The following is a 24,835-nucleotide window of genomic DNA, read 5'->3' as shown; positions in this document are numbered from 1 at the left end:
AGACAGGAGAATGACCAATGACAAAACACATACATGGAGGAGACGTATATAAACATAAAGACTGCCTGGATTTTTCGGCAAATCTGAATCCTTTGGGAACACCGGAAAGTGTGAAGCAGGCCATTATCCACAGTCTGGATCATATTGCACAGTATCCCCAGGTGGGATGCGGCGTTCTCAGGGAAAGGATCGCAGAATCGGAAGGGGTAAAAGCGGAAGAGGTAATATGCGGTAACGGAGCAGCAGAAGTGATCTTTACGCTCTGTCATGCAGTAAAGCCAAAGCGGGCTCTGATCCCGGCGCCTACTTTTGCGGAATACGGACAGGCTCTGGCCAGCACTGGCTGTGAGCTGGAATATTACATGCTGACGGAAAATGACGGTTTTGTGCTCAGTGAAGCATATCTGGATATCCTCCATAAGGGACTGGATATGGCTTTCTTATGTAACCCCAACAATCCTACCGGCATGCTGATCCCCCACAGGCTTCTGAAAAGGATCCTGGAAAAATGCAGAAAGCTGGATATCCTGCTGGTGGTAGATGAATGTTTCCTTGATTTTGTAAAGGAACCGGAAGAGTATTCTCTGAAGCATTCTCTTTCCGGGTTCAATAATCTTTTTATCCTGAAAGCATTTACAAAAAGATATGCCATGGCCGGTGTGCGGCTGGGCTATGGCCTCTGTTCTGACAGAAAGCTGATGGAAAGGATGGAGCTCTGCGTTCAGCCATGGAATGTTTCCACCATGGCCCAGGCAGCCGGGCTCCAGGCACTTACAGAGACGGAATATGTAGAGGAGGGAAGACAGCTTGTTTTTCGGGAGGCACAGTGGCTAAAGGATGAGCTGGTCCGCATTGGGTATAAAGTATTTCCGTCGGAAGCAAATTATATTTTCTTTAAAGGACCGGAGGAGCTCTTTGACTTCTGTCTGCGCAAGCGGATCCTGATCCGTGACTGCAGCAATTATCCGGGTCTTACAAAGGGGTATTACCGGATCGCGGTAAAGCGCCATGAAGAAAATGTAAAACTGATCGAAGTACTTGAGGGAGGTATATTATGGCAAAAGCAATAATGGTACAGGGAACCATGTCCAATGCCGGAAAAAGCCTGCTGGCTGCGGGACTTTGCAGGATCTTTAAGCAGGATGGATATCGTGTGGCTCCTTTTAAATCACAAAATATGGCACTGAATTCCTTTATCACAGAGGATGGTCTTGAGATGGGACGGGCTCAGGTCATGCAGGCAGAGGCAGCCGGGATCCGGCCGTCTGTCCTGATGAATCCCATTCTTCTGAAGCCTACCAATGATGTAGGCTCCCAGGTGATCGTAAACGGAGAGGTTCTTGGAACCATGAGTGCCAGGGATTATTTCAAATATAAGAAGACCCTGGTTCCGGATGTGATGAAGGCGTACAACGCTCTTGCAGCGGAAAACGATATCATTGTCATCGAAGGTGCGGGAAGTCCTGCCGAGATCAATCTCAAGGATGAGGATATTGTAAATATGGGTATGGCAAAGATGGCCAAGGCACCGGTCCTTCTTGTGGGAGATATTGACCGTGGAGGTGTTTTTGCCCAGCTGATCGGTACGGTGGAGCTTCTGGAGGACGATGAGAAAGCTATGGTAAAGGGGCTGATCATCAACAAATTCCGCGGAGATAAGACTATTCTGGACCCTGGTGTTGTCATGCTTGAGGAAAGAAGCGGGATCCCGGTGGTGGGTGTGGCGCCTTATCTGGATATCCAGGTGGAGGATGAGGACAGCCTGACGGAGCGTTTTGACCGGAAGCAGGAAGCCGGTGTCATTGATATCGCAGTGGTCCGTACACCAAGGATTTCCAACTTTACGGATTTTAATCCTTTTGAGAGCATTCCCGGAGTTTCTCTCCGCTATGTAAAACACCCGAGAGATCTTCACTCTCCGGATATGATCATCCTTCCTGGAACCAAGAACACCATGGGTGATCTGATCTGGATGCGGGAAAGCGGAATGGAGGCAGCGGTTCTCAAGGAAGCCTCCAGAGGCAAGCTGATCTTTGGTGTCTGCGGCGGCTATCAGATGCTGGGCGAGACCTTAAGCGATCCTCATGGCGTTGAAAATGGCGGTTCCATGAAAGGAATGGGACTTCTTCCCATGGAAACGGTATTTGCCGAAAAGAAAACCAGGACCAGGGTGCAGGGGCATTTCGGTCAGCTGTCCGGTGTGTTTGCTCCTCTTTCCGGTGCGGAAATCGAGGGCTATGAGATCCATATGGGCGAAAGCATCCTGAAGGACAATGCAGGAACAGCCACGAAGATCACAGACAGCGTCAGCGGTAAGAAAAAAGAAGAGGGTGCTTTTGCGGGAAATGTGTGCGGAACCTATATCCACGGCGTTTTCGATAAGGAAGCATCTGCAGAGGCGATCATCCGCGTGATCGGCGAGAAAAAAGGTATTGATGTGGAAAATATGACAGGCGTGGATTTTGCGGCATTTAAGGAACAGCAGTATGATATCCTGGCTGCAGAGCTGCGGAAGCATCTGGATATGAAAAAAATCTATGAGATACTGGAAAACGGGATTACGGAGGAAGAATAGAAATGAAAGTTGAGCTTGAAAATGTAAAACCCATGGAGATTGAAAAAAGAAGCTTTGAGATCATCACAGAAGAGCTGGGGGATACTCCCCTGATCCCGGGAACAGAGCTGATCGTAAAACGCTGCATCCACACAAGCGCAGATTTTGATTATGCAAAAAATCTCTGCTTCTCGGAGGGGGCAGTGGAAATGGCCATGGACGCCATCCGCAACGGTGCCTGTATCGTCACAGATACCCAGATGGCAAAGGCCGGGATCAACAAGCGTGCACTTGCCCGCTACGGCGGTGAGGCTTACTGCTTCATGTCCGATGAGGATGTGGCTGCCCTTGCAAAAAAGAACGGGACTACCAGAGCCACAGCCAGCATGGACAAGGCAGCAGAGATGGATAAAAAGCTGATCTTTGCCATTGGAAACGCACCTACCGCACTGGTACGTCTTTATGAGCTTATTGAGAATGGAAAGCTTTCTCCTGAGCTGATCATCGGTGTGCCGGTAGGCTTTGTGAATGTTGTGCAGTCCAAGGAGCTGATCATGCACGCAGATGTGCCTTATATTGTGGCAAAAGGACGCAAGGGTGGAAGCAATATTGCTGCGTGCATTGTAAATGCCCTGCTCTACATGATCGATAACCGGAGAGATTAGGAGTCGGTAACCTCCTTCAGAAGCTGACAGGCAGGCAGAAAATCCTTGGATGGAATGGAGGAGCAGGAGAGGACCAGGGTGACCTCGGCTCCGTTTTCTCTGAGAACCTCCAGTCCCAGACCACGGTTCCGGGCTCTGTCTGTCAGTTCACTGCCTGTGAGAGAACAGGGAAGAGTAAGGGCAAGGCTGGTTCCTGCGGCTCCTGTTTGGATCTGGCAGTCCTGGCCGAAGGTTTCCCGGACAGCCTGGGAAAGAGCCTTCAGCTTCTGGGAATAAAGGCGGCGGAGCTTTCTTGTCTGGGAAGCCAGATGCCCGTCGCGGATAAACTGGCAGAGCGCGATCTGTTCTGCCTTGGAAGCAGTCTGATTATAAAAGGCTGCTTTTTTTGTATATTTTTCCCGGAGAGAGCGTGGCAGTACCATGAAGCTGACACGGATGGAGGGCAGCAGCAGCCTGGAAAAGGAACCGATATAGACAACGTTTTCACCACCTGCAAGACCGAAAAGTGAAGGCGTTGGCTTCTGGAAATAAACAAATTCGTTTTCGAAATCATCCTCAATGATCAGATGGTCATTGATCTCTGCATGACGGATCAGCTCCAGGCGTCGTTTTACCGGCATGATCTCGCCCCATTTCGTCATGTGAGCAGGAGAAACATAGATCACATCGCAGCTTTTGTCCCGGTAATGGACATCAAAGCCGTAATCCTGAAAGATGGTGCTGCATGTGGTGAAGGACGGTGTGGGGAACGAAACGGTTTTCCGTTCATGGATCAGAGGGCAGAGGATCTGGAGAAGGGGCTGGAGACCGGCCCCTACTACAATGTCATCCGGGGAGCAGATCACATTTCTGCGTTCCCGGATATAGTCTGCGAGAACCTCCCGGAAATCGCTTTCGCCCTGTGGTTCGCCATAAGAAAGCATACGGTCGCCCTGGCGGAGGGCACTTTTGATGTAACGCTGCCACAGATCAAAACGGAAGCTTTCCCGGTCAACACCGGAAGAGGCAAAATCATAAAGGCAGGGCGTGATATCCTTATCCTGTTTTTCGGGGGTAAGCAGATGCTGCTTGGAAGCAATGCCGGTGACATAATAGCCGCTCTGTGCCCTGGCGATGATATAGCCGTCTGCTGCCAGCAGAAGATAGGCATTTTCGATGGTGGTACGGCTCAGCTTCAGCTCCTGGGCGCATTTGCGGAGGGAGGGCATTTTGCTTCCGGGAAGGAGACGGCCTTCCAGAATCAGCTTCCGGTAATAGTGATAAACCTCCAGATAAAGGTGTTCTTTTTTGTGTTCAGCGGATATATTTAACATAAGTATGATGATTTCCTTCCAAAAATGATTGCGTAAACCTGACAGTTCATTCTATAATATTACAGAAAAAAACTCAAGACTGGAGAATTACCATGAAAAAAATAGCAGTGATCAATGATCTTTCCGGGCTGGGGAAATGTTCACTGACAGCAGCGATCCCGGTGATCTCGGTGATGGGAGTCCAGGCGTGTCCACTTCCCACCGCTGTTTTAAGCAACCAGACCGGTTATGAAAGTTATTTCTGTGAGGATTTCACAGAGCATATGGAACCATATATGGAGCAGTGGAAAAAAAGAGGATTTTTCCCGGATGGGATCTATACAGGATTTCTTTCTGACGATAAGCAGGCAGACAGGATCCTGAAATTTATGGATGCGTTTGCAGGGAAGGATACTCTGATCCTTACAGATCCGGTGATGGGGGATGACGGCGCGGTTTATCCGATCTATACAGAAGAGCTTCGCAGCCGGTTCTGCGAACTGACACGTCGTTCCTATGTGATCACACCGAACCTTACGGAAGCCCTCCTTCTTCTCTACGGAAAAGAAAAAATGGAGGAGATCTGGAATAAACTGCAAAAGGTATCAGAGGCCCGGCGGATGGAAGAGATCCGGGAGATCGGGTGCGGACTTGCCCGGAAATTTTCACTTCCTGCCGTTGTGATCACCGGAGTGGATCACAGGGAGGAGGGGCAGCCTCTGAAAATGGGAAATCTTGTCCTGGAAAACGGAAACAGCTCCTGGGTATTTGCAGAGAAATCCGGCGGAAGCTATTCCGGGACAGGAGATCTTTTTGCATCCGTGCTCAGTGCAGGGCTGGTAAAAAGATATTCCATGAAAACCTGTGCAGAGCTGGCCGTGGATTTTATCTCGGCATCGATCCGCGATGCGGTGGAGGAAGGAACAGACCGTAACGATGGTGTATGCTTTGAACAGCATCTCGGCATGCTGCTTCCATAAAAACATAAGGGGATAAAAAAAAGCTGACCGTCAGGCCAGCTCTTCCCATTTTTCATAAAGCTCTTCCAGTTCTTCAGCGATGGCTGCTTTTTCGCGGCTCAGCTTTGTACATTCCGCTACATTGGTGCAGACATCCGGAAGGACCATGGTTTCGTCGATCTCGCTGTCTCTTGTTTCCAGCTCTTCGATACGGGCTTCGACTTTTTTCAGCTCGGCTTCCCGTTTTCGTTTCTTTGCCTGTTCTTCCTTCATCTGCTGCCAGGAAAGCTTGTTCTCGGAAACCGCTTTTTCTTCTGTAGGTGCCTCCGGAGAAGTGCTTCCCGGTGCATAGGTACTGGTCAGCTCCTCCTTCTTTTCCAGATAGTAATCATAATCACCGATGTAATTTACCACTGCTTGGTTTGTCAGCTCCATGATCCTGGTCGCAGTCTGATTGATAAAGTAACGGTCATGGGATACATAAAGGACTGTACCGGTGTAGCTGACTAGTGCTTCCTCCAAGATCTCCTTGGAAGCAATATCCAGATGGTTGGTAGGCTCGTCAAGGATCAGGAAGTTGGCTTCGGAAAGCATCAGCTTTGCAAGGGAAACACGGCCTCTTTCTCCACCGGAAAGTGCGGAGATTTCCTTGAAAACATCATCTCCGGTAAAGAGAAATGCGGCAAGCATATTTCGGATCTCGGTCTCTGCGAGAGTCGGATAAGTATCGGAGATCTCCTGGAAAATCGTTTTGTCCATATGCAGAACATGATGTTCCTGATCGTAATAACCGATCTGCACCTTGGAACCAAGGGAAAATTTGCCGGCATCTGCCTCAATAAGACCGTTGATGATCTTCAGCATGGTGGTCTTTCCGGTTCCGTTGTTTCCGATCAGTGCCACACGCTCGCCGCGTTTGATATCAAAGGAGATATCGGAGAACAGGGTCTGTCCCGGAAAGGCCTTGGAAAGCGCTTCCACGTGGAGCACATCGTTTCCGCTTAACACCCGTGGTTCCAGCGAGATACGCATCCGGTCCTGGAGCTCAAGAGGTTTTTCAATTCTCTGTACACGGTCCAGCATTTTTTCACGGCTTTCCGCACGTTTGATGGATTTTTCACGGTTAAAGGATTTCAGCTTGGCGATAACGGCTTCCTGATGCTTGATATCCCGCTGCTGATTTAAGTATGCCTTGTACTGTGCGTCACGAAGCTGAGCCTTCTTGAGAGCATAGGCAGAGTAGTTGCCGCTGTATACGCGGGTCTGTCCGGCTTCGATCTCAATGACCTTGGTGACCACCTTATCCAGAAAATAACGGTCATGGGAGACGATAAAAACAGCTCCCGGATAATTCAGAAGATAAGTTTCCAGCCAGGAGATGCTTTCCATATCCAGGTGATTGGTTGGCTCATCCAGAAGCAGGATATCCGGCTTGGAAAGAAGCATCTTGCCCAGCGCCACGCGGGTTTTCTGACCGCCGGAAAGAGTTTCAATCTGCTTGTCATAATCTTCCTCCGTGAAGCCGAGACCCTTTAAGACACCGGTCAGCTCACTTTTGTAAGCGTATCCGTTCTCCAGCTCAAACTGATGGGTCAGGCGGGTATAGGTTTCCATCAGACGGTTCAGCTCATCACCGGTCACCGTGTTCATTTCCTGTTCCATATTGCGGATACGGCGTTCCATATCGATGATGTGCTGCTTGGTGGTAAGAAGCTCTTCGTAGATGGTATGATGTCCGTGGATATCCTGGTACTGGGCAAGATAGCCGATATTTTTATCCCGGGCAAGCACCACGGTACCGGAATCAGCAGAAAGCTCCTGCATGATGATACGCAGCAGTGTGGTCTTTCCTGCACCGTTGCAGCCGATCAGAGCAGCCTTTTCACGGTCTTCAATGTGAAAGGATGCATCATTTAAAATTACTTTTTCGCCAAAGGCCTTGCATATATTCTGACATGATAAAATCATAAAAACTGTCCTCCTGTATAAAGAATCACCCCTGTTTATGTCTGAACAGGGAAAAATCCTCCACCTATTATAACGGAAACTGCCGGGATTTCAAAGAAAAAATCAATTATTAGAAAAAATATAAAGAAATTTGTACAGAATAGACAACTTTAATTGACAGGAAAATGTCAATTCGTTATAATTAACCTAGTGTAAGGTAAGGAGGAAAACTATCGTGGAGACAAAACAAATCTCGAAAGCGGTGATTAAGCGTCTGCCACGCTATTACCGCTACTTAGGAGAGCTGATGGAAGATAATGTAGAACGTATTTCTTCCAATGAATTAAGTAAGAAGATGCATACCACAGCTTCTCAGATCCGTCAGGATCTTAATAATTTTGGCGGTTTTGGGCAGCAGGGGTATGGCTATAATGTACACTATCTTTATACAGAGATCGGTAAGATCCTGGGACTGGATACCGTTCATCCGATGATCATCCTGGGTGCCGGTAATCTGGGACAGGCACTTGCCAATTATGTGGATTTTGAGAAGCGCGGGTTCAGGCTGGTTGGTATCTTTGACGTAAATCCTGTGCTTGAGGGCATCGCAGTCCGTGGACTTGAGATCCAAATGCTCAGTGAGCTTCCGTTTTTCCTGAGAGAGAATAACGTGGAGATCGCGATTCTGACACTTCCCAAGAATAAAGCCAAGGAAATGGCGGATATCCTGGTGGAGAACGGGATCAAGGCAATCTGGAATTTTGCACATCTCGATCTTGAGACACCGGATGATGTGATCGTAGAGAACGTTCATCTTTCCGAGAGTCTGATGACACTGTCTTATAATCTCAGTAAATACAGGCAGGAACATGTGGATAAGTAAGAATTGTTAAGCTGCCGGAAACGGCAGCTTTCTCTATGACAGAGGGGAGGCAGAAGACAGAATGAAGAAGCTTGTTACCTGCAAAGAAATGAAGGATCTGGACTCCACAACGATCCGTGAGATCGGAGTTCCCTCCGAGGTTCTGATGGAGCGGGCAGCACTGAAGGTGGTAGAGGAAACAGAAAAGTATCTCCAGAAGGACGAAAGGATCCTGGTAGTCTGCGGAAGCGGAAATAATGGCGGTGACGGTATCGCTGTTGCCAGATTGTTCCATCTGAAGGGGATCCGGGTAGAGTTTTATATGGTCGGAAACAAAGATAAAATGACCAGAGAGACTGCTCTTCAGTATAAGATCGCTTCCGGTTATCGTGTCCCGGAGGTGAATAACCCGCAGTGGAGTGAATATACTACTATAGTAGATGCCGTGTTTGGGGTAGGCCTGACGCGTCCGATCGAGGGGCATTATGCTGATATCATCCATGAGATGAACAGTGCGAGGGCCAAAAAGATCGCAGTTGACATCCCGTCAGGAGTGAACGGAGATACTGGCCTGGAAATGGGAATTGCCTTCAGCGCCGATCTGACTGTCACATTTGCCTACCGGAAAAGAGGTCTTTGCTTTTATCCGGGAAGACTGTATGCAGGAAGGATCGTTACCGCCGATATCGGGATCTATGAGCAAGAAGCTGTGACTGCATCTGCCGCCTGTCTGGAAAATAAAGATCTGAAGCTGTTTCCGGAACGTGATCCCGGCGGAAACAAGGGTACCTTCGGAAAAGTGCTCTTTGTGACCGGAAGTGAGGGAATGTGCGGAGCCGCTTATTTAAGCGCCAGTGCAGCACTTCGTGCCGGTGCGGGAATGGTAAAGATCCAGACTGTGGAAGCCAACAGGATCCCACTGCAGATACTCCTTCCGGAGGCTATGGTCTGCAGCCGCTTTGATCAGGAATCCAATGAACAGCTTCTATCCTGGTGTGATGTGATCGTGATCGGACCGGGACTTGGAACATCAGTGGCCAGCCGTGAGAGAGAACAGTGGTTTCTCACGGCGGCTGCCCGGGAGAAAAAGCCGCTGATCCTGGATGCGGACGGCCTGAACCTTCTGGCTGCACATCCACAGTGGTATCAGTATCTGGGAGAGCATGTAGTCCTGACACCGCATATCGGAGAAATGAGCCGGCTCAGTGGCAGAACGATCCAGGAGATCCAGCATGAGATCGCAGATATTGCACTGAAATGTGCTGCGGAAACAGGCTCTGTGTGCGTATTGAAGGATGCATGTACGGTGATCGCAGATGAGAAAAGCCAGATGTATCTGAATCTTTCCGGTAATTCCGGAATGGCAACTGCAGGAAGCGGAGATGTGCTTTCCGGGATCCTGGCAGCAGTGTTATGTATGTATCTGAAAACGGAGGAACAGCCTCCCATGGTTTTAAAGGCCGCGTTAGGTGTTTATCTTCACGGACTTTGCGGTGATCTTGCAGCCGCTGAAAAAGGAAAGCGCAGTATGCTGGCAGGAGATATCATAGAATATCTGCCCAAGGCATTAGCTATAGGTGAAGAGGAGTCGGAATTATGAAAAAATACGAGAGAGTAAAAGCACTGGTATCACTGGATGCCATTGCCCACAATTTTGAGGAAATGCATAAAAATGTCAAAGAAGGGACAAAGATCATCGCTGTGATCAAGGCGGACGGTTATGGCCATGGTGCCAGAGCTATTGCCCGTCTGATCCAGGACTATGACTATATCTGGGGATTTGCAACAGCTACTGCAGAGGAGGCACTGGAACTTCGGCATGCAGGGATCACCAAGCCTGTCCTGATCCTTGGCCTTGTATTTGAGGAATATTATGAGGAACTTGCAGCCAATGATATCCGAATCACCATATCGGATCTTAATACAGCGGCAGAATATGCAAAAGCAGGTGCACGCATTGGAAAAAATGTACATATTCATCTGGCTCTGGATACGGGAATGACAAGGATCGGATATGCGGATATTCCGGAAAATGCAGTAAAGATCGAAAAAATCTCAAAAATCCCGAATCTGGTGATCGAGGGAATGTTTACCCATTTTGCCAGGGCGGATGAGACCGACCGTTCTCCTGCACTGGTGCAGCTGGACCGTTATCTTCGTTTTGCAGAGCTTCTGGAAAAAAGAGGTGTTCATATTCCGGTACGTCACTGCTCCAACAGTGCAGGTATCATCCGTGTTCCGGAAGCAAATCTCAATGTTGTTCGTGCCGGCATCACCATTTACGGTATTTATCCGTCAGAGGAGGTAGAACGTGATATTGTGAAGCTGACACCTGCAATGGAGCTGAAAAGTCATGTATCCTATGTGAAAAATGTGGAACGTGGAACAGCGGTAAGCTATGGAGGAACGTTTGTTACAGAACGCTTTACCAGAATGGCAACGATCCCCGTAGGTTATGCAGATGGCTATCCGAGACAGCTTTCCAATAAGGGCTGGGTCCTGATCCGGGGCAAAAAAGCTCCGATCCTCGGACGGGTCTGCATGGATCAGTTTATGGTTGATGTCACAGATATCCCGGAGGTGAAGGCCGGGGACGAGGTCACCCTGATGGGAAGAGATGGAGAGGAATTTATCAGTGTGGAGACACTGGGAGATCTTTCCGGAAGATTTTCCTATGAATTTGTCTGCGGGATCAGTAAACGTGTTCCGCGGGTTTATATCAAAGACGGTAAGGAATGCGGAGAAGAGGAGAGCTTTTTCCAGTAGATCCGTAAATACCCGGATCCGGAAAACGTCGGGTCAGACATAAGGCCGGTAAAAAAGTACCACGCATGGTATACACAAAGAAATTGTGGAAATACTTATCTGTAAAAAGGAATACGGCTTGCAAATAAGCCGGACCAGAATCGGAGTGTGAATTGTGTGGTTATAAAAAGAGGGGATATTTTTTACGCGGACTTAAGACCTGTAGTGGGCAGTGAACAGGGCGGCATCCGTCCGGTGCTGATCATCCAGAACGATGTGGGCAACCGTCACAGTCCCACAGTGATCTGTGCGGCAATTACATCAAAAATGAATAAGGCAAAGCTGCCGACACATATTGAGATCGATGCATCCGCCTACGGGATCGAAAAGGATTCCGTGATCCTTCTGGAACAGCTCCGCACCATCGACAAGCGGCGTCTGAAGGATAAGGTGTGTCATCTGGACAGTGCTATGCTTGATAAGGTGAATCATGCGCTTGAGATCAGTCTGGAACTGACTTTTTAGGGGAACATGAGGAATTTTGACCGGTTTGTTTTCTGATTCTTGACGAAATCTTTTATAAGTGCTATATTAAACCGAGTTGCAATTATGTAAAACGGTACCCAAAATGAGCAGGGCACGAAAGAAAATATACGGTAACAAGGAGAGGAAGATACCATGTCAGGACATTCAAAATTTGCCAACATCAAACATAAGAAAGAGAAAAATGATGCCAAGAAGGGTAAGATCTTCACAGTCATCGGCCGTGAGATCGTTATGGCAGTAAAGGCCGGCGGCCCGGATCCTGCAAACAACAGCAAGCTTCGTGATGTCATCGCAAAAGCAAAAGCGAACAACATGCCGAACGATACGATCGATCGTGGAATCAAGAAGGCAGCAGGTGCGGATTCTGCAGACAGCTACGAGAAGGCTGTATATGAGGGATATGGTCCGAACGGTGTTGCTATTATCGTAGAGACTCTTACAGATAACAAGAACCGTACTGCAGGTAATGTACGTAACGCGTTTACCAAGGGTAACGGAAGCATCGGAACACAGGGATGCGTATCCTTTATGTTCGACCAGAAGGGCCAGATCATCATCGATAAGGAAGAGCTTGAGGATGAGTGCGGCGAGATGGATGCGGACGAGCTGATGATGACAGCTCTGGATGCAGGTGCTGAGGACTTCAACGAGGAAGAGGACAGCTTTGAGATCATCACAGCACCGGACGATTTCAGTGCTGTACGTGAGGCTCTTGAGAAAGCCGGAATCCCGCTTGTAGAAGCACAGATTGCCATGATCCCGCAGACCTATGTGGAGCTGACGGATGATCAGGCTATCAAAGATCTTCACAGAACACTGGATCTTCTTGATGATGACGACGACGTTACTGACGTATGGACAAACTGGGACGAATGATCTCTGAATAGAAAGTAATATTTTGCATATAATACCTCCAGAATTTCAGATTCCGGAGGTATTTTTTTATGGAAAAACAGAGCGAAGAGAGAAAACAGAAGGAACTGGACCGGGAAGCGAGCCAGAACGAACAGATCCGGGAAACCGGGCAGGCAGTGCTCGATGGAAATTTCCGGAAGCATAAAGTGGAGCTTCTGACGGTGATCGGGGAAATCGAAGGTCATGAATCCGCGCCGTCTCACAGCAAAACAACCAAGTATGAGCATGTACTGCCAAAGCTGGCTCTCATTGAGGACGATGAGGAGATCGAGGGGCTTCTGATCCTTTTAAATACGGTAGGAGGAGATGTGGAGGCAGGGCTTGCCATTGCGGAGATGATCGCGTCTCTGAGTATCCCTACGGTTTCCCTGGTGCTGGGCGGGGGACATTCCATAGGTGTACCCATGGCAGTATCAGCAGATTATTCCTTTATCGTGCCAAGTGCTACCATGGTGGTCCATCCGGTGCGCCAGAACGGAATGTTCATCGGCGTAGCGCAGTCCTACCGCAATATGGAAAAGATCCAGGACCGGATCATTGCCTTTGTATCCGGACATTCACATATCACGGCAGAACGGATGGAGGAGCTGATGCTGGATACCTCCCAGCTTGTAAAAGATGTGGGGACTATGCTGGAGGGTGAGGAAGCGGTAAAGGAAGGACTCATCGATGAAGTAGGAGGGATCCGGGAGGCACTGGACCGATTGTATACCCTTATCGAAAGGAAAAAAACACAGAAATAACCAGTTTTGTATGTGGCTTTTGATGATGCTAGTTGTATAAGGCTAACATGGTTGCGCTGTGCTGTGGTAAAGAATTTTGACAGAAATTGTAAATCTACTCTTGTCATATGCTGATTTTTAGCGTATTATTAATAAAGGTTTATAATTTGCGCGAGGAGGAAGACCATGTATAAGGTTTTAAAAGCTGAAACGCTGGCAGCTAAGATCCATCTTATGGTTGTGCATGCACCACGTGTTGCAAGCCACTGTCTGCCAGGACAATTTATCATTGTGAAACTTGACGAAAAGGGAGAAAGGATCCCGCTTACCATCTGCGATTACGATCGCGAGGCCGGTACAGTTACCATCGTATTCCAGGAGATCGGAGCATCTACCATTAAGATGTCCGCACTGAAGGCGGGAGATTCATTCCGTGATTTCGTAGGACCTCTGGGATGTCCGTCTGAGTTCGTCCATGAGGATATCGAAGAACTTAAGAAGAAAAAAATGGTATTCGTAGCCGGTGGTGTCGGTACCGCACCTGTTTATCCGCAGGTTAAATGGCTCCATGAGCACGGCATCACAGCGGATGTTATCCTTGGTTCCAAGACTAAGGATATGGTTATCCTTGAGAAAGAGCTTGGCGCTGTTTCCAATCTTTATGTTACAACAGATGACGGTTCCTATGGCCGTTCCGGTATGGTAACAAAGACTCTTGAGGATCTTGTGACAAACGAGGGCAAGCATTATGACGTCTGTGTAGCGATCGGACCGATGATCATGATGAAATTTGTCTGTCTTCTTACCAAGAAGCTTGGTATCCACACAATTGTCAGCATGAACCCGATCATGGTTGACGGAACCGGTATGTGCGGCGCTTGTCGTCTCCAGGTCGGTGATGAGATCAAATTTGCCTGCGTAGACGGACCGGAGTTCGACGGACATCTCGTTGATTTCGATCAGGCTATGAAGAGAAGCCAGATGTATAAGACCCAGGAGGGCCGTGCATTACTGAAGCTTCAGGAAGGCGATACCCACCACGGTGGATGCGGACATTGCGGAGGTGACAACTAATGGCAGATGCAAAAATGTTAAAAAAAGTTCCTGTAAGAGAGCAGGATCCGAAGGTACGTGCGACAAACTTCGAGGAAGTATGTCTTGGATATAATCAGGAAGAAGCAATGGAAGAGGCACAGAGATGCCTTGGCTGTAAGAAACCGAAATGTGTAGAGGGATGTCCGGTATCCATCAATATTCCGGGATTTATCGAGCACATCAAAGAGGGCAACATGGAAGAGGCTTACAAGGTGATCGGTTTATCTTCCGCACTTCCGGCTATCTGTGGTCGTGTATGTCCGCAGGAATCCCAGTGTGAGGGACAGTGTATCCGCGGTAAGAAGGGCGAGGCTGTTTCTATCGGTAAGCTGGAGAGATTCGTTGCAGACTATGCTCTGGAGCATGATATCAAACCTGCAGGAGCAGAGGTTAAGAACGGACATAAGGTTGCAGTGATCGGTTCCGGTCCATCCGGACTTACCTGTGCAGGTGACCTTGCAAAGGCAGGATACGATGTAACTGTATTCGAGGCTCTTCATGAGCTTGGCGGTGTTCTTGTTTACGGTATTCCGGAGTTCCGTCTTCCGAAGCAGAAGGTTGTTAAGAAAGAGATCGAGAAGGTCAAAGAACTTGGCGTTAAATTCGAGACAAACGTTGTCATCGGTAAGTCCACTACCATCGATCAGCTGATCGAGGATGAGGGATTTGAGGCTGTATTCATCGGTTCCGGTGCAGGACTTCCGATGTTCATGGGCATCCCGGGTGAGAATGCAAGCGGTGTATTCTCTGCAAACGAGTACCTGACAAGAAGCAACCTCATGAAAGCATTCGATGATTCCTATGATACACCGATCGCAGCAGGCAAAAAGGTTGCAGTTGTCGGCGGTGGTAACGTTGCCATGGATGCTGCAAGAACAGCGCTGAGACTTGGTGCTGAGGTACATATCGTATACAGAAGAAGTGAGGCAGAGCTTCCTGCACGAGCAGAGGAAGTTCATCACGCTAAGGAAGAGGGCATCATCTTTGATCTTCTTACAAATCCGAAGGAGATCCTCGTTGATGAGAACGGCCACGTAAACGGTATGAAGGTTGTCAAGATGGAGCTTGGTGAGCCGGATGCATCCGGAAGAAGACGTCCGGTAGAGATTCCTGGTTCCGAGTATGATATGGATGTAGATACTGTCATCATGTCTCTTGGTACTTCACCGAACCCGCTGATCTCTTCCACAACCAAGGGCCTTGACATCAACAAGAGAAGATGTATCGTTGCCGAGGAAGAAACCGGTAAGACATCCAAGGACGGCGTATATGCCGGTGGTGATGCCGTTACAGGTGCAGCTACCGTAATCCTTGCCATGGGTGCAGGTAAAGCTGGTGCAAAAGGTATCGACGAATATCTGAAAAATAAATAAGCAGAAAGTCTGTTTATAAACAGATCCTCCGACTGTGTTTTTTGATGCAGCCGGAGGATTTTTTTTCTTGTAGATCAAAAAAGAACATTTGTTTGAAACTTTTGCCAAGTGAAGATTGTAAGTTTTACTCAGTTATGCTATAATGTGTTGGAAAAAATTTAAGAAAAGGAAATATCATTATGTCAGTGATACATGCGATTATATTGGGAATCATTCAGGGAATCACCGAATTTCTGCCGGTGAGCAGCTTCGGACATCTCTGTGGAGTGCAGGATCTTTTGGGCGGTACCAGAGGCTCCGGTGTGCTTTTTGAAGTGATGCTCCATCTGGGAACTATGATAGCTCTGATCCTTGTTTTTCTGAAGGACATCAAGAAGATCGGGATCGAGCTGATCGGAATGATACTGGATCTGATCGGAAATGCCAATATTTTTCTCTATAACCGTAGGACTGGGAAAGAGCTTACCTACGCAAAGATCATAAGCGGAACTTACCGGAAGCTTACTGCCCTGATTATGGTATCTACTATTCCTACAGTCCTGATCGGATATCAGTGCAAACGACTTGTTGTGCGAAGCGCATCCTCACACATGTTTTCCGGGATCGGAATCCTTCTTACAGGTGTGATCCTCCTTGTTGTGGACTACAGTAATGTCAATGGCAGCAAGGGAACAAAAGAAACCAGCTTCGGAGATGCTATGTGGATGGGTATCTGCCAGGGCCTTTCTGTGTTTCCGGGCCTTTCCAGGCTTGGACTTACCATGAGCGCAGGACTTTTCTGCGGCCTCGGACGGAAGTTTGCAGTGAAATATTCGCTGCTGATGAGCATTCCGGCTGTGGTGGGAGCTTTTTTTGTGGAGATGGGAGAGTTCACTTCTGTTCATATGACTGTTGGCCAGGGATTTACTTATGTTCTTGGAATGATCGTGGCCGGGATCACAGGCTATCTGGTGATCCGTTTTATGCTTAAGCTTTCGAATCAGGTCAGACTGCGTTATTTTGCATTTTATTCTTTTGCAGCCGGAATCCTTATTCTGGCAGCGAATTATATTTGATATCAACTGGGAGGAGTCTGACAATGGCAGCTTCAAAAACGACAAAAAAAAGAAAAAGAAAACCTGCAGCGAAGCAGCAGCCTGTCGGTAACCGCTTTCAGACAGAGATCTTGATCCTTGTGATGTTTGCGGCCTGCCTGATCCTGATGATCAGTGCATTTGGTATGGGAGGAATCGTAGGAAATGCCATCAGTGCCGTATGCTTTGGCATCATGGGACTTTGTGCATATATTTTCCCGATCCTGCTTTTTGCCGGAGTTACGTTCCTGATCGTGAACAATACCAACCGCCTTGCCTACAAAAAGGTACTGGCGGGCGTGGTATTTTTTGTGTTCCTCTGCGGCTTTCTTCAGCTGATCACAGAGGGCTATACGCCAAGTACCACGTTTTCAGATTATTATTCACTGAGTTCGGAATACCGTACCGGCGGTGGAGTATTCGGTGGTGCAGTATGTATTTCCACAGCATCCGCTTTTGGCGTTGTGGGCGGAACTGTGATCATCGTTCTGGTGCTTCTTGTGTCTCTCATTATCATAACACAGAGATCCTTCTTCGGATTTATGAATAAGATCCTGGACTTTTTTACAGATGCAGCAAGAGAGGGCAGAGAAGCTTATCTTGAGGGACAGCCGGACAGAGAAAAGCAGAAGGAGCTTCGCAGAAAGATCCGTGCGGAAAAAAGAGCGGAGAAGATCCGCCGGCTGGAAGAAGAGCTGGAGGAAGAAGAACTTGCCCTTACAGAGAAAGATCCGGAAAATATCTCAAAAAAACAAAAGAAAAAAACAAGAAGATCGCAGAAAGAAAGACAGGCTGCGGTGAAGGCGAACCGGGAAGGAGAATTTAATCTTCCTTCTTTCCTTGATGAACAAAAGGCTGTACTTCCGGCAGATACAGATCTGACAGAAGAGGATCCAGGGCTTGATGAGAAACCGGAGGAGCATGCTCAGCCGCTGGAATTCCAGATCCACCGTTCACAGTCCCAGCCGGCCCGGGAAGAGTCGGAGGAGCCGGATTTCGAAAGAGAAATGCAGGAAGCCGAAGAGGAGGATGCTTATGCCGGCTACGAGGATGTGGATATTCCCGAGATGCAGCAGATCCTGCCGGCAAAGACAGCTGCAGCAGCAAAAGCTTCTCGGGAAACAGGAAAGGCAGCCGTTCCCGCTGAGATAAAGGAGGATCCTCAGCCGGAAGCTGAACAGAAGGCATCCCATCAGCCCTCCAGAAACCCGAAGTCATCTCAGACAGAGATCGAGCATGGGATCAGAAATATCCAGCATGAGATCAGCCAGGGAGAAGCTCCGGAGAAGAAACCATATCAGTATCCGCCGCTGAAGCTTCTGAAGCGCGGAGATGGCAGATCTCAGGGAGATTCCGATGCACATCTGCGCAAAACAGCGCAGAAGCTTCAGGAAACCCTGCATAATTTCGGCGTCAATGTAACCGTTACCAATGTGAGCTGCGGACCTACCGTTACCCGCTATGAGCTGCAGCCGGAAATGGGTGTGAAGGTCAGCAAGATCGTTGGTCTTTCCGATGATATCAAGCTGAATCTTGCTACACCGGATATCCGCATCGAAGCACCGATACCGGGAAAGGCAGCCGTGGGGATCGAGGTCCCGAACAAGGAGAACAGCCCGGTCATGCTGCGGGATCTTCTTCAGTCAGAGGAGTTTAAAAATGCGAAATCCAAGCTGTCCTTTGCAGCAGGTAAGGATATTGCCGGAAAACCGGTAGTGGCAGATATTGCCAAGATGCCGCATCTTCTTATCGCCGGAGCAACCGGCTCCGGAAAATCCGTCTGCATCAATACGCTGATCATCAGCATCCTTTATAAGGCTACACCGGATGAGGTGCGTCTGATCATGATCGATCCGAAGGTGGTGGAGCTCAGTGTATATAACGGGATCCCGCACCTGTTCATTCCGGTGGTCACAGATCCGAAGAAAGCGGCCGGTGCGCTGAACTGGGCTGTTTCCGAGATGACCAGCCGTTACAATGCCTTTGCGGAATATGGGGTACGTAATCTTGGAGAATATAACAAAAAGGTTGCCAATATGCGGGTCCCGGAGGGAGAAAAGGCACCTGAGAAGATGCCGCAGATCGTGATCATCGTGGATGAGCTTGCGGATCTTATGATGGTTGCGCCGGGAGAAGTTGAGGATGCGATCTGCCGTCTGGCCCAGCTGGCACGTGCAGCAGGTATCCATCTGATCATTGCTACCCAGAGACCATCGGTCAATGTCATCACAGGTCTGATCAAGGCCAATATGCCGTCCAGGATCGCATTTTCCGTATCTTCCGGTGTGGATTCCAGGACGATCCTGGATATGAACGGTGCCGAGAAGCTTCTTGGCAAGGGCGATATGCTGTTTTATCCTCAGGGATATCAGAAGCCGGCCAGACTGCAGGGCGCTTTTGTTTCAGATGAGGAGGTCAGTGCAGTCGTAGAATATGTCTCTGACAAAAATCAGGGTGCTGTTTATGATACCTCCATCGAGAAGCAGGTCAATACAGCTGGTGTTCCGGGAGGAGCCGGCGGCGGTGACAGAGATGTCTATTTTACAGAAGCCGGTAAATTTATCATTGAGAAGGAAAAGGCCTCCATCGGTATGCTCCAGCGTATGTTCAAGATCGGATTTAACCGTGCGGCAAGGATCATGGATCAGCTTTGTGACGCAGGAGTGGTAGGTCCGGAGGAAGGAACCAAGCCAAGGAAGGTTTTGATGTCAGCAGAAGAATTTGAGAATTATCTGGAGGAGAACGGTGGATGAAAATAAGTATCCTGACAGTAGGGAAGATCAAGGAAAAATATCTGCGGGATGCCATTGCGGAGTATTCCAAGCGCCTTGGGCGTTACTGCAAGCTGGAGATCATAGAAGTGTCCGACGAAAAAACACCGGATAATGCCAGCGAAACAGTAGAAGATGCCATTCGGAACAAGGAAGGGGAGCGTCTTCTTAAATATATCCGGGATGATGCGTTTGTGATCACTCTAGAGATCGGAGGCGAACAGCTGACCTCTGAGAACTTCGCACGGAAGATCAACGAGCTGGGAATACGTGGGACCAGCCATATCCAGTTTGTGATCGGCGGCTCTATCGGTCTTGGAAAAGAAGTACTGAAGAGATCAGACTATGCTTTAAGCTTTTCGAAGATGACATTTCCTCATCAGCTGATGCGTGTGATCCTTCTGGAACAGATCTACCGCAGCTATCGTATCATCAGCGGAGAGCCCTATCATAAATAATATCATACTACATATCTGCAAATATCTTGACAATTTTCGGATATGTAGTATGATAAAAAAAGAGTAGCACTCGAAGCTCAAGAGTGCTAATAATCACAGAAAGAAGGAAATGAATATGGCATTAAAACCAGTTGCAGACAGAGTTATCGTAAAATATTTTGAGACAGAAGACAAAACCGCATCCGGCATCGTACTTCCGGACAGCTCCAAGGAGAAAACCCAGCAGGCAGAGGTTATCGCAGTAGGTGGCGGTAAGGTCGTAGACGGTAAAGAAGTACCGGTACAGGTAAAGCCGGGCGACCGTGTGATCTACGGAAAATACACAGGAACCGAGATCAAATATGAGGGTGAGAAATATCTGGTGATTAACGCAGATGATATCATTGCCATCGTAAAAGATTGATGAAGAATTTTTATCGTAATTTTCTGAAATTATGCTCCATGCTGGTGCTGCAGAATGTAGTGACCTTAAGTGTCAATCTTGCGGACAACATTATGCTGGGAGCTTTCAGCGAAACTGCATTATCCGGTGTGACCACCGTAAACCAGGTACAGTTCGTCTTTCAGCAGCTGCTTATGGCTCTGGGAGACGGACTTGTCATATTCGGAAGTCAGTACTGGGGAAAGAAAGAGACAGAGCCGGTAAGGAAGATCGGTGCCTGGGCCATGCGCACAGGCTTTTTTATTGCCCTTATGCTGTTTATCCTGGCCAGCCTTTTTCCAACACAGCTGCTGGGGCTTTTTACAACAGACCAGACGATTATCAAAGCCGGTCTTTCCTATCTGGCGATCATCCGGTTTACTTACTTTTTCTTTGCAGTGACGCAGATCCTGCTTGCTACACTGCGCTGTGTGGAAATTGCAGGGGTTGCCTTCGGGCTTTCGGTAATGACTTAAGTGTAGTAATGGTAGGAATGTCCTATCAGATGCCGACAAACGGTGGTATCATTCGGGGAAGCGGAAGCATCGCTTATTCCATGAAGGTGGACCTGATCAGTACCTGGGGGATCGTGATCCCTCTGTCCATGTTTATGGCATTTGTAGTCAAGGCATCTCCGGCAGTGGTGGTATGCTGCCTGAATGCAGATCAGATCTTTAAATGCGTGCCTGCATTTTTGAAGTGCAATTACGGACACTGGATCAAAAATATGACGAATTAAGGAAATATATATAGATCAGAGGCAAGATACAGAAAATTTATCTTGACGCCTGTGTAATCTGTATGTAGAATAAATACAAGCTTTAACGAAATGCAGTAAAAAAATCTCTGAAGAGCCAGGGACAGCTTGACAAAGGTAATATGGTATAGTATTATCTTGCTTATATCATATTAAACTGGTGGGAAAAGAGGTATACTCACTGAAACACAGGAGGAACAGGAAATGAGAAAAAAAGTACTGGCAGCGCTTCTGGCAGCTGCAGTGGCAGGAACAACTGTTATGTCAGGAATGACTGCTTTTGCAGCAGAAACAGAAGGAACCAAGGCGGAAGGCGGAAATATTACCATTGCAGAAACAGCAGATCCGCAGAACATCAATCCGCTTTACGTTGTGGATCAGACAAGCTTCGATATGATGCAGGCACTGTACAGCCCGTTTTTTGAGATCGTGAACGGAGAGATGTATTACGGAAACGGACTTTGCGAAAGTGTAACAGCCAATGATGATGCCAGCGAATTCACATTGAAGCTCAAAGACGGACTGAAATGGCATGACGGTCAGCCGATCACAGCCGATGATGTGGTATTCACCATGCAGGTGCTGGTAGATGAGAAGCAGAATGTTCCGTACTCTTCTTACGGATACGTTAATGACAAGGCAGTAGAGGCAGAGAAGGTTGATGACCTTACAGTCAAGATTTCCCTTGGATCATCTTCCGCAGGATTTCTTGGCGGACTGAGCCAGGTTTACTGTATTCCGAAGCATATTTATGACGGCGTGGAGAATATCGGAGAAAGTGATCTCAACAATGAACCGGTGGGAAGTGGTCCTTTTAAGTTCGAGGAATACAAATCCGGAGAGTATTATAAAGTAACAAAATTCGATGACTATTTTGATGATGTAAATCTGGATTCCATCACCTTCAAGATCGTAAAGGATTCCAGCTCCGCCAATGCGGCACTTGCAAGCGGAGATCTGGATGCACGTTTGATCAGCGCAGATGATTACGATACCGTCAGTGCTTATGATAACGTAAACATCAATACCTATAATTCCGGACGTGTCAACGCCATGTTCATGAATGAGCTGAACGAAGATCTTCAGGATGTAAAGGTACGTCAGGCGATCGCATACGCACTGAATAAAGAGGAGTTCTGTCAGTTTGCTTTCCTTTCCGAGGATTATGCAGAACCTGCAGATTCTATTTTCACACCGGATACACTCTACTATACAAAACCGGACAATACCTACGACAATGATCCGGCTAAAGCACAGGAGCTCCTTTCCGAAGCAGGAAAGACAAGTCTTTCTCTGAATCTGATGTATATCTCCACAGATAAGACAATGGAGAGTGAGGCTCTGTATGTACAGTCTGCCCTTGCCAATGTAGGAATCACTATCAATCTTCTTCCTACAGATGAGTCTACCTTCAAGAATAAGACAAAGGATCCGGAGTGCACAGATTATGATCTGGTACTGAGCTTCTACACTCTGGGAGAAGAGCCGAGCCTTTATGCAGACATGAGTTCTTCCGTCAGCCGTTCCAACTATTCCAGGATCAAGGATACAGATCTGGATGCATTATGGGAAGAGGGCAACAGCACTGCAGATGAGACAAAACGTGGCGAGATTTATAAGGAGATCCAGAATACGATCAATGATAACATGTATATCTATCCGATCGCTTATTCCAATGGTTTCTATGCGGTAAGTAAAGATTTCGGAGGCTTTGATGAATGTCTGTTAAAAACTATTTATTATGATTATTCCAAGATCTACACATTGGAGAAATAAATAATTTTATAGCGGATGAATACCGGAAACAGAAAGAGGCTGACGCGTTTTTGCGCCAGCCGATTTCCTGTTTTCGGGGAAAATAAAGGAGGTACATTTTGAAGAAGATCGTAAACCGTCTGATACAGTGTATTCTGACACTGTTTATTGTCTCTGTTCTCTGCTTTGCACTGACAAAAGCAGCGCCCGGAGATCCTGTCCTGACTTATGTGGAACCAAATATGAGTGAAGAATATATCCAGAACCTGAGAGAAAGCCTGGGACTTACAAAGCCTGTCTATGAGCAGTACTTTCTGTGGCTGGGAAGGATCCTTCACGGGAATTTCGGAAATTCCCTGATGAATAACCGACCGGTCCTGACACAGATGCTGGAGAGGCTTCCCGCAACCGTGATCCTAATGGGAACCAGCATGCTGCTTGGTTTTCTCATTGCCATTGTACTGGGCCTGTATTCCGGAAAGAATAAAAATGGTGTTCTGGATAAGATCACCAGCATGTTCTGTTATGTAGGTATCTCCATTCCTACGTTCTGGTTCGGTATCATGCTGATCTATCTCTTCAGTGTGCATCTCCATATCCTGCCAAGTATCGGTATGCATTCAGACGGCAACCGTTCCTTAGGAGATCTGATCCTGCATATGGTCATGCCTTGCGCAGTTCTGACCTTTGCAAATGCGTCACAGTACATCCGGTATTTAAGAAGCAGTACCATTACGGAAATGTCCTCCGATTATGTTATGGTGCAGAAGGCTTACGGAATGAAAGAGTCTGGAATCCTTTTCCGGCATGTACTGAAAAATGCCATGCTTCCTATGATCACAGTTCTCGGAATGAGCCTGCAGTCTCTGGTTTCCGGTGCCATTATCACCGAGCAGGTTTTTGCATGGCCGGGAATCGGTCAGCTGGCAGTGACCGCTGTTATGCAGTATGATTATCCCCTGATCATGGGAATCACCATGTTTACCGCGCTTCTCGTGGTGCTCGGAAATCTTCTGGCAGATATCCTGTATGCTGTCTTTGATCCGAGGATCCGCAAAGCAGGATGTTAGGAGGTAAAGGGACATGAGAGAAAATATCTGGAAAAATATCAAACTTGGTTTTAAGACAAATAAACTTGCAGTGGTAGGTGCAGCAGCGATCATCCTGCTGGCACTGATCTCCATTTTTGCCTTTTTGTATCCGGTAGATCCCAATGCCATCAGCGCCACAGAGAGACTGAATGCTCCTTCCATGGCGCATCTTTTCGGTACGGATGATATGGGACGGGATTATCTGGCCCGCTGTATTTACGGAGGAAGAGCATCCCTTCTGGTGGGCTTCCTTTCCATGGTGCTTTCGACAGCCCTTGGTGTGATCATCGGTTCCATCAGCGGTTTTGTGGGAGGAACGGTGGATGCAGTGCTGATGCGTCTGGTGGATGCGCTGATGAGCCTTCCGACATTCCTGATCATGATCGTTATGAATGCCTTCCTGAAACCGGGACTTCAGAACATTGTCCTGATCATCGGCTTTCTGACCTGGATGAATATTGCCAGGATCGTCCGTGGCGAGACTATTTCCCTGAACGAGAGAGAGTATGTCATCTATGCAAAGATCTCTGGACAGAAGAAATTCTCCACCATTGTACATCATATCCTGCCTAACATCATGCCTACCATTATCGTGGCTGCAACCATGAACATTGCCAATGCCATCCTGATGGAATCTGCACTGAGCTTTTTTGGCCTGGGTATCCAGCCGCCTACGGCTTCCTGGGGAAGTATGCTGAGCAATGCACAGCGCTATATCCAGCAGGCACCGTATCTGGCTATTTTCCCCGGAATCCTGATCCTGATCACGGTCGTCAGCTTCAATTATCTGGGAGAAGTATTAAGAAAAGTATTCGAGCCCAAGTAAGGAGGACA

23 protein-coding genes are annotated in these 24,835 nt (G+C 47.9%); 21 read left to right on the top strand and 2 right to left on the bottom strand.

Annotated features, from left to right (window positions below):
- Positions 1-17: 17 nt before the first annotated feature.
- Genes cobD through NQ489_RS10120 form a run of 3 tightly spaced genes read left to right on the top strand, consistent with a single transcriptional unit; the run spans position 18 to position 3,219 of the window.
- A complete protein-coding gene (cobD, locus tag NQ489_RS10130) occupies positions 18-1,070 on the top strand; it encodes a threonine-phosphate decarboxylase CobD (protein WP_015524815.1) in 1,053 nt (350 codons plus the stop codon).
- Positions 1,055-2,575 (top strand): cobyric acid synthase, encoded by a 1,521-nt coding sequence (locus NQ489_RS10125; RefSeq protein ID WP_021650563.1) that lies wholly within the window; start codon positions 1,055-1,057, stop codon positions 2,573-2,575. The genes cobD and NQ489_RS10125 overlap by 16 nt, the downstream gene beginning before the upstream one ends.
- Before the next feature lie 2 nt (positions 2,576-2,577).
- Positions 2,578-3,219 (top strand): precorrin-8X methylmutase, encoded by a 642-nt coding sequence (locus NQ489_RS10120; protein ID WP_015524817.1) that lies wholly within the window; start codon positions 2,578-2,580, stop codon positions 3,217-3,219.
- Here NQ489_RS10120 and pdxR read toward each other — a convergent pair.
- Positions 3,216-4,532, bottom strand: a complete 1,317-nt coding sequence (pdxR, locus tag NQ489_RS10115; RefSeq protein WP_044960829.1) for a MocR-like pyridoxine biosynthesis transcription factor PdxR — start codon at positions 4,530-4,532, stop codon at positions 3,216-3,218. The two genes, NQ489_RS10120 and pdxR, sit on opposite strands and share 4 nt — an antisense overlap.
- Positions 4,533-4,624: 92 nt before the next feature.
- Between pdxR and NQ489_RS10110 the strand changes: the two genes are divergently transcribed.
- Entirely contained in the window at positions 4,625-5,491 is an 867-nt protein-coding gene (locus NQ489_RS10110) for a pyridoxamine kinase (protein ID WP_021650560.1), read from the top strand.
- 30 nt (positions 5,492-5,521) lie between these two features.
- On the opposite strand, the gene NQ489_RS10105 is transcribed toward NQ489_RS10110, so the two are convergent.
- On the bottom strand, positions 5,522-7,438 hold the full coding sequence (locus tag NQ489_RS10105; protein ID WP_021650559.1) for an ABC-F family ATP-binding cassette domain-containing protein: 1,917 nt from the start codon (positions 7,436-7,438) through the stop codon (positions 5,522-5,524).
- A 214-nt stretch (positions 7,439-7,652) separates the two neighbouring features.
- Here NQ489_RS10105 and NQ489_RS10100 point away from each other — a divergent pair, with 214 nt between their 5' ends.
- The 17 genes from NQ489_RS10100 to NQ489_RS10025 all read left to right on the top strand — a co-directional run bounded on the left by NQ489_RS10100 (position 7,653) and on the right by NQ489_RS10025 (position 24,827).
- Positions 7,653-8,300: a redox-sensing transcriptional repressor Rex gene (locus NQ489_RS10100; protein WP_021650558.1), complete on the top strand. Its 648-nt coding sequence runs from the start codon at positions 7,653-7,655 to the stop codon at positions 8,298-8,300.
- 61 nt (positions 8,301-8,361) lie between these two features.
- Positions 8,362-9,879 (top strand): bifunctional ADP-dependent NAD(P)H-hydrate dehydratase/NAD(P)H-hydrate epimerase, encoded by a 1,518-nt coding sequence (locus NQ489_RS10095; protein WP_021650557.1) that lies wholly within the window; start codon positions 8,362-8,364, stop codon positions 9,877-9,879.
- On the top strand, positions 9,876-11,045 hold the full coding sequence (alr, locus tag NQ489_RS10090; protein ID WP_015524822.1) for an alanine racemase: 1,170 nt from the start codon (positions 9,876-9,878) through the stop codon (positions 11,043-11,045). Before NQ489_RS10095 ends, alr begins: the two co-directional genes overlap by 4 nt.
- A 156-nt stretch (positions 11,046-11,201) precedes the next feature.
- Positions 11,202-11,549, top strand: coding sequence for a type II toxin-antitoxin system PemK/MazF family toxin (locus tag NQ489_RS10085; RefSeq protein WP_021650556.1), 348 nt, complete (start codon positions 11,202-11,204; stop codon positions 11,547-11,549).
- A 153-nt stretch (positions 11,550-11,702) separates the two neighbouring features.
- Complete coding sequence (locus tag NQ489_RS10080) at positions 11,703-12,446, top strand: YebC/PmpR family DNA-binding transcriptional regulator (protein WP_015524823.1); 744 nt, start codon at positions 11,703-11,705, stop codon at positions 12,444-12,446.
- Positions 12,447-12,514: 68 nt separating this feature from the next.
- Positions 12,515-13,228: a ClpP family protease gene (locus tag NQ489_RS10075; RefSeq protein ID WP_021650555.1), complete on the top strand. Its 714-nt coding sequence runs from the start codon at positions 12,515-12,517 to the stop codon at positions 13,226-13,228.
- A 165-nt stretch (positions 13,229-13,393) separates the two neighbouring features.
- Positions 13,394-14,281, top strand: coding sequence for a sulfide/dihydroorotate dehydrogenase-like FAD/NAD-binding protein (locus NQ489_RS10070; protein ID WP_015524825.1), 888 nt, complete (start codon positions 13,394-13,396; stop codon positions 14,279-14,281).
- On the top strand, positions 14,281-15,675 hold the full coding sequence (gene gltA / locus NQ489_RS10065) for an NADPH-dependent glutamate synthase (protein WP_021650554.1): 1,395 nt from the start codon (positions 14,281-14,283) through the stop codon (positions 15,673-15,675). Before NQ489_RS10070 ends, gltA begins: the two co-directional genes overlap by 1 nt.
- Before the next feature lie 179 nt (positions 15,676-15,854).
- Positions 15,855-16,730, top strand: a complete 876-nt coding sequence (locus NQ489_RS10060) for an undecaprenyl-diphosphate phosphatase (RefSeq protein WP_015524826.1) — start codon at positions 15,855-15,857, stop codon at positions 16,728-16,730.
- 23 nt (positions 16,731-16,753) lie between these two features.
- Complete coding sequence (locus NQ489_RS10055) at positions 16,754-19,501, top strand: DNA translocase FtsK (protein ID WP_021650553.1); 2,748 nt, start codon at positions 16,754-16,756, stop codon at positions 19,499-19,501.
- Complete coding sequence (gene rlmH, locus NQ489_RS10050; protein WP_021650552.1) at positions 19,498-19,977, top strand: 23S rRNA (pseudouridine(1915)-N(3))-methyltransferase RlmH; 480 nt, start codon at positions 19,498-19,500, stop codon at positions 19,975-19,977. The genes NQ489_RS10055 and rlmH overlap by 4 nt, the downstream gene beginning before the upstream one ends.
- 115 nt (positions 19,978-20,092) lie before the next feature.
- Positions 20,093-20,380, top strand: a complete 288-nt coding sequence (groES, locus tag NQ489_RS10045; protein WP_044960825.1) for a co-chaperone GroES — start codon at positions 20,093-20,095, stop codon at positions 20,378-20,380.
- Positions 20,380-20,874, top strand: a complete 495-nt coding sequence (locus tag NQ489_RS10040; RefSeq protein WP_021650550.1) for an MATE family efflux transporter — start codon at positions 20,380-20,382, stop codon at positions 20,872-20,874. Before groES ends, NQ489_RS10040 begins: the two co-directional genes overlap by 1 nt.
- Positions 20,875-20,882: 8 nt before the next feature.
- The gene (locus NQ489_RS17620) at positions 20,883-21,137 is read left to right on the top strand and encodes a hypothetical protein (RefSeq protein ID WP_021650549.1); all 255 of its coding nucleotides are present in this window, start codon (positions 20,883-20,885) and stop codon (positions 21,135-21,137) included.
- A 222-nt stretch (positions 21,138-21,359) separates the two neighbouring features.
- Positions 21,360-22,931: an ABC transporter substrate-binding protein gene (locus NQ489_RS10035; protein WP_021650548.1), complete on the top strand. Its 1,572-nt coding sequence runs from the start codon at positions 21,360-21,362 to the stop codon at positions 22,929-22,931.
- 98 nt (positions 22,932-23,029) lie between these two features.
- Positions 23,030-23,980: an ABC transporter permease gene (locus tag NQ489_RS10030; protein WP_021650547.1), complete on the top strand. Its 951-nt coding sequence runs from the start codon at positions 23,030-23,032 to the stop codon at positions 23,978-23,980.
- Positions 23,981-23,993: 13 nt separating this feature from the next.
- Positions 23,994-24,827 (top strand): ABC transporter permease, encoded by an 834-nt coding sequence (locus NQ489_RS10025; RefSeq protein WP_021650546.1) that lies wholly within the window; start codon positions 23,994-23,996, stop codon positions 24,825-24,827.
- The last annotated feature ends 8 nt before the right edge of the window (positions 24,828-24,835 follow it).

This window comes from Blautia sp. KLE_1732_HM_1032 (assembly GCF_025147905.1).
Taxonomy (GTDB): Bacteria; Bacillota; Clostridia; order Lachnospirales; family Lachnospiraceae; genus Blautia_A; species Blautia_A fusiformis.
This window is presented reverse-complemented; position numbering and strand designations above follow the sequence as displayed.

Coding starts and splice junctions, on each gene's coding strand:
- cobD (WP_015524815.1), top strand. CDS start 18: ATGACAAAACACATACATGGAGGAGACGTATATAAACATAAAGACTGC.
- NQ489_RS10125 (WP_021650563.1), top strand. CDS start 1,055: ATGGCAAAAGCAATAATGGTACAGGGAACCATGTCCAATGCCGGAAAA.
- NQ489_RS10120 (WP_015524817.1), top strand. CDS start 2,578: ATGAAAGTTGAGCTTGAAAATGTAAAACCCATGGAGATTGAAAAAAGA.
- pdxR (WP_044960829.1), bottom strand. CDS start 4,532: ATGTTAAATATATCCGCTGAACACAAAAAAGAACACCTTTATCTGGAG.
- NQ489_RS10110 (WP_021650560.1), top strand. CDS start 4,625: ATGAAAAAAATAGCAGTGATCAATGATCTTTCCGGGCTGGGGAAATGT.
- NQ489_RS10105 (WP_021650559.1), bottom strand. CDS start 7,438: ATGATTTTATCATGTCAGAATATATGCAAGGCCTTTGGCGAAAAAGTA.
- NQ489_RS10095 (WP_021650557.1), top strand. CDS start 8,362: ATGAAGAAGCTTGTTACCTGCAAAGAAATGAAGGATCTGGACTCCACA.
- alr (WP_015524822.1), top strand. CDS start 9,876: ATGAAAAAATACGAGAGAGTAAAAGCACTGGTATCACTGGATGCCATT.
- NQ489_RS10080 (WP_015524823.1), top strand. CDS start 11,703: ATGTCAGGACATTCAAAATTTGCCAACATCAAACATAAGAAAGAGAAA.
- NQ489_RS10075 (WP_021650555.1), top strand. CDS start 12,515: ATGGAAAAACAGAGCGAAGAGAGAAAACAGAAGGAACTGGACCGGGAA.
- NQ489_RS10070 (WP_015524825.1), top strand. CDS start 13,394: ATGTATAAGGTTTTAAAAGCTGAAACGCTGGCAGCTAAGATCCATCTT.
- gltA (WP_021650554.1), top strand. CDS start 14,281: ATGGCAGATGCAAAAATGTTAAAAAAAGTTCCTGTAAGAGAGCAGGAT.
- NQ489_RS10060 (WP_015524826.1), top strand. CDS start 15,855: ATGTCAGTGATACATGCGATTATATTGGGAATCATTCAGGGAATCACC.
- NQ489_RS10055 (WP_021650553.1), top strand. CDS start 16,754: ATGGCAGCTTCAAAAACGACAAAAAAAAGAAAAAGAAAACCTGCAGCG.
- rlmH (WP_021650552.1), top strand. CDS start 19,498: ATGAAAATAAGTATCCTGACAGTAGGGAAGATCAAGGAAAAATATCTG.
- groES (WP_044960825.1), top strand. CDS start 20,093: ATGGCATTAAAACCAGTTGCAGACAGAGTTATCGTAAAATATTTTGAG.
- NQ489_RS10040 (WP_021650550.1), top strand. CDS start 20,380: ATGAAGAATTTTTATCGTAATTTTCTGAAATTATGCTCCATGCTGGTG.
- NQ489_RS17620 (WP_021650549.1), top strand. CDS start 20,883: ATGGTAGGAATGTCCTATCAGATGCCGACAAACGGTGGTATCATTCGG.
- NQ489_RS10035 (WP_021650548.1), top strand. CDS start 21,360: ATGAGAAAAAAAGTACTGGCAGCGCTTCTGGCAGCTGCAGTGGCAGGA.
- NQ489_RS10025 (WP_021650546.1), top strand. CDS start 23,994: ATGAGAGAAAATATCTGGAAAAATATCAAACTTGGTTTTAAGACAAAT.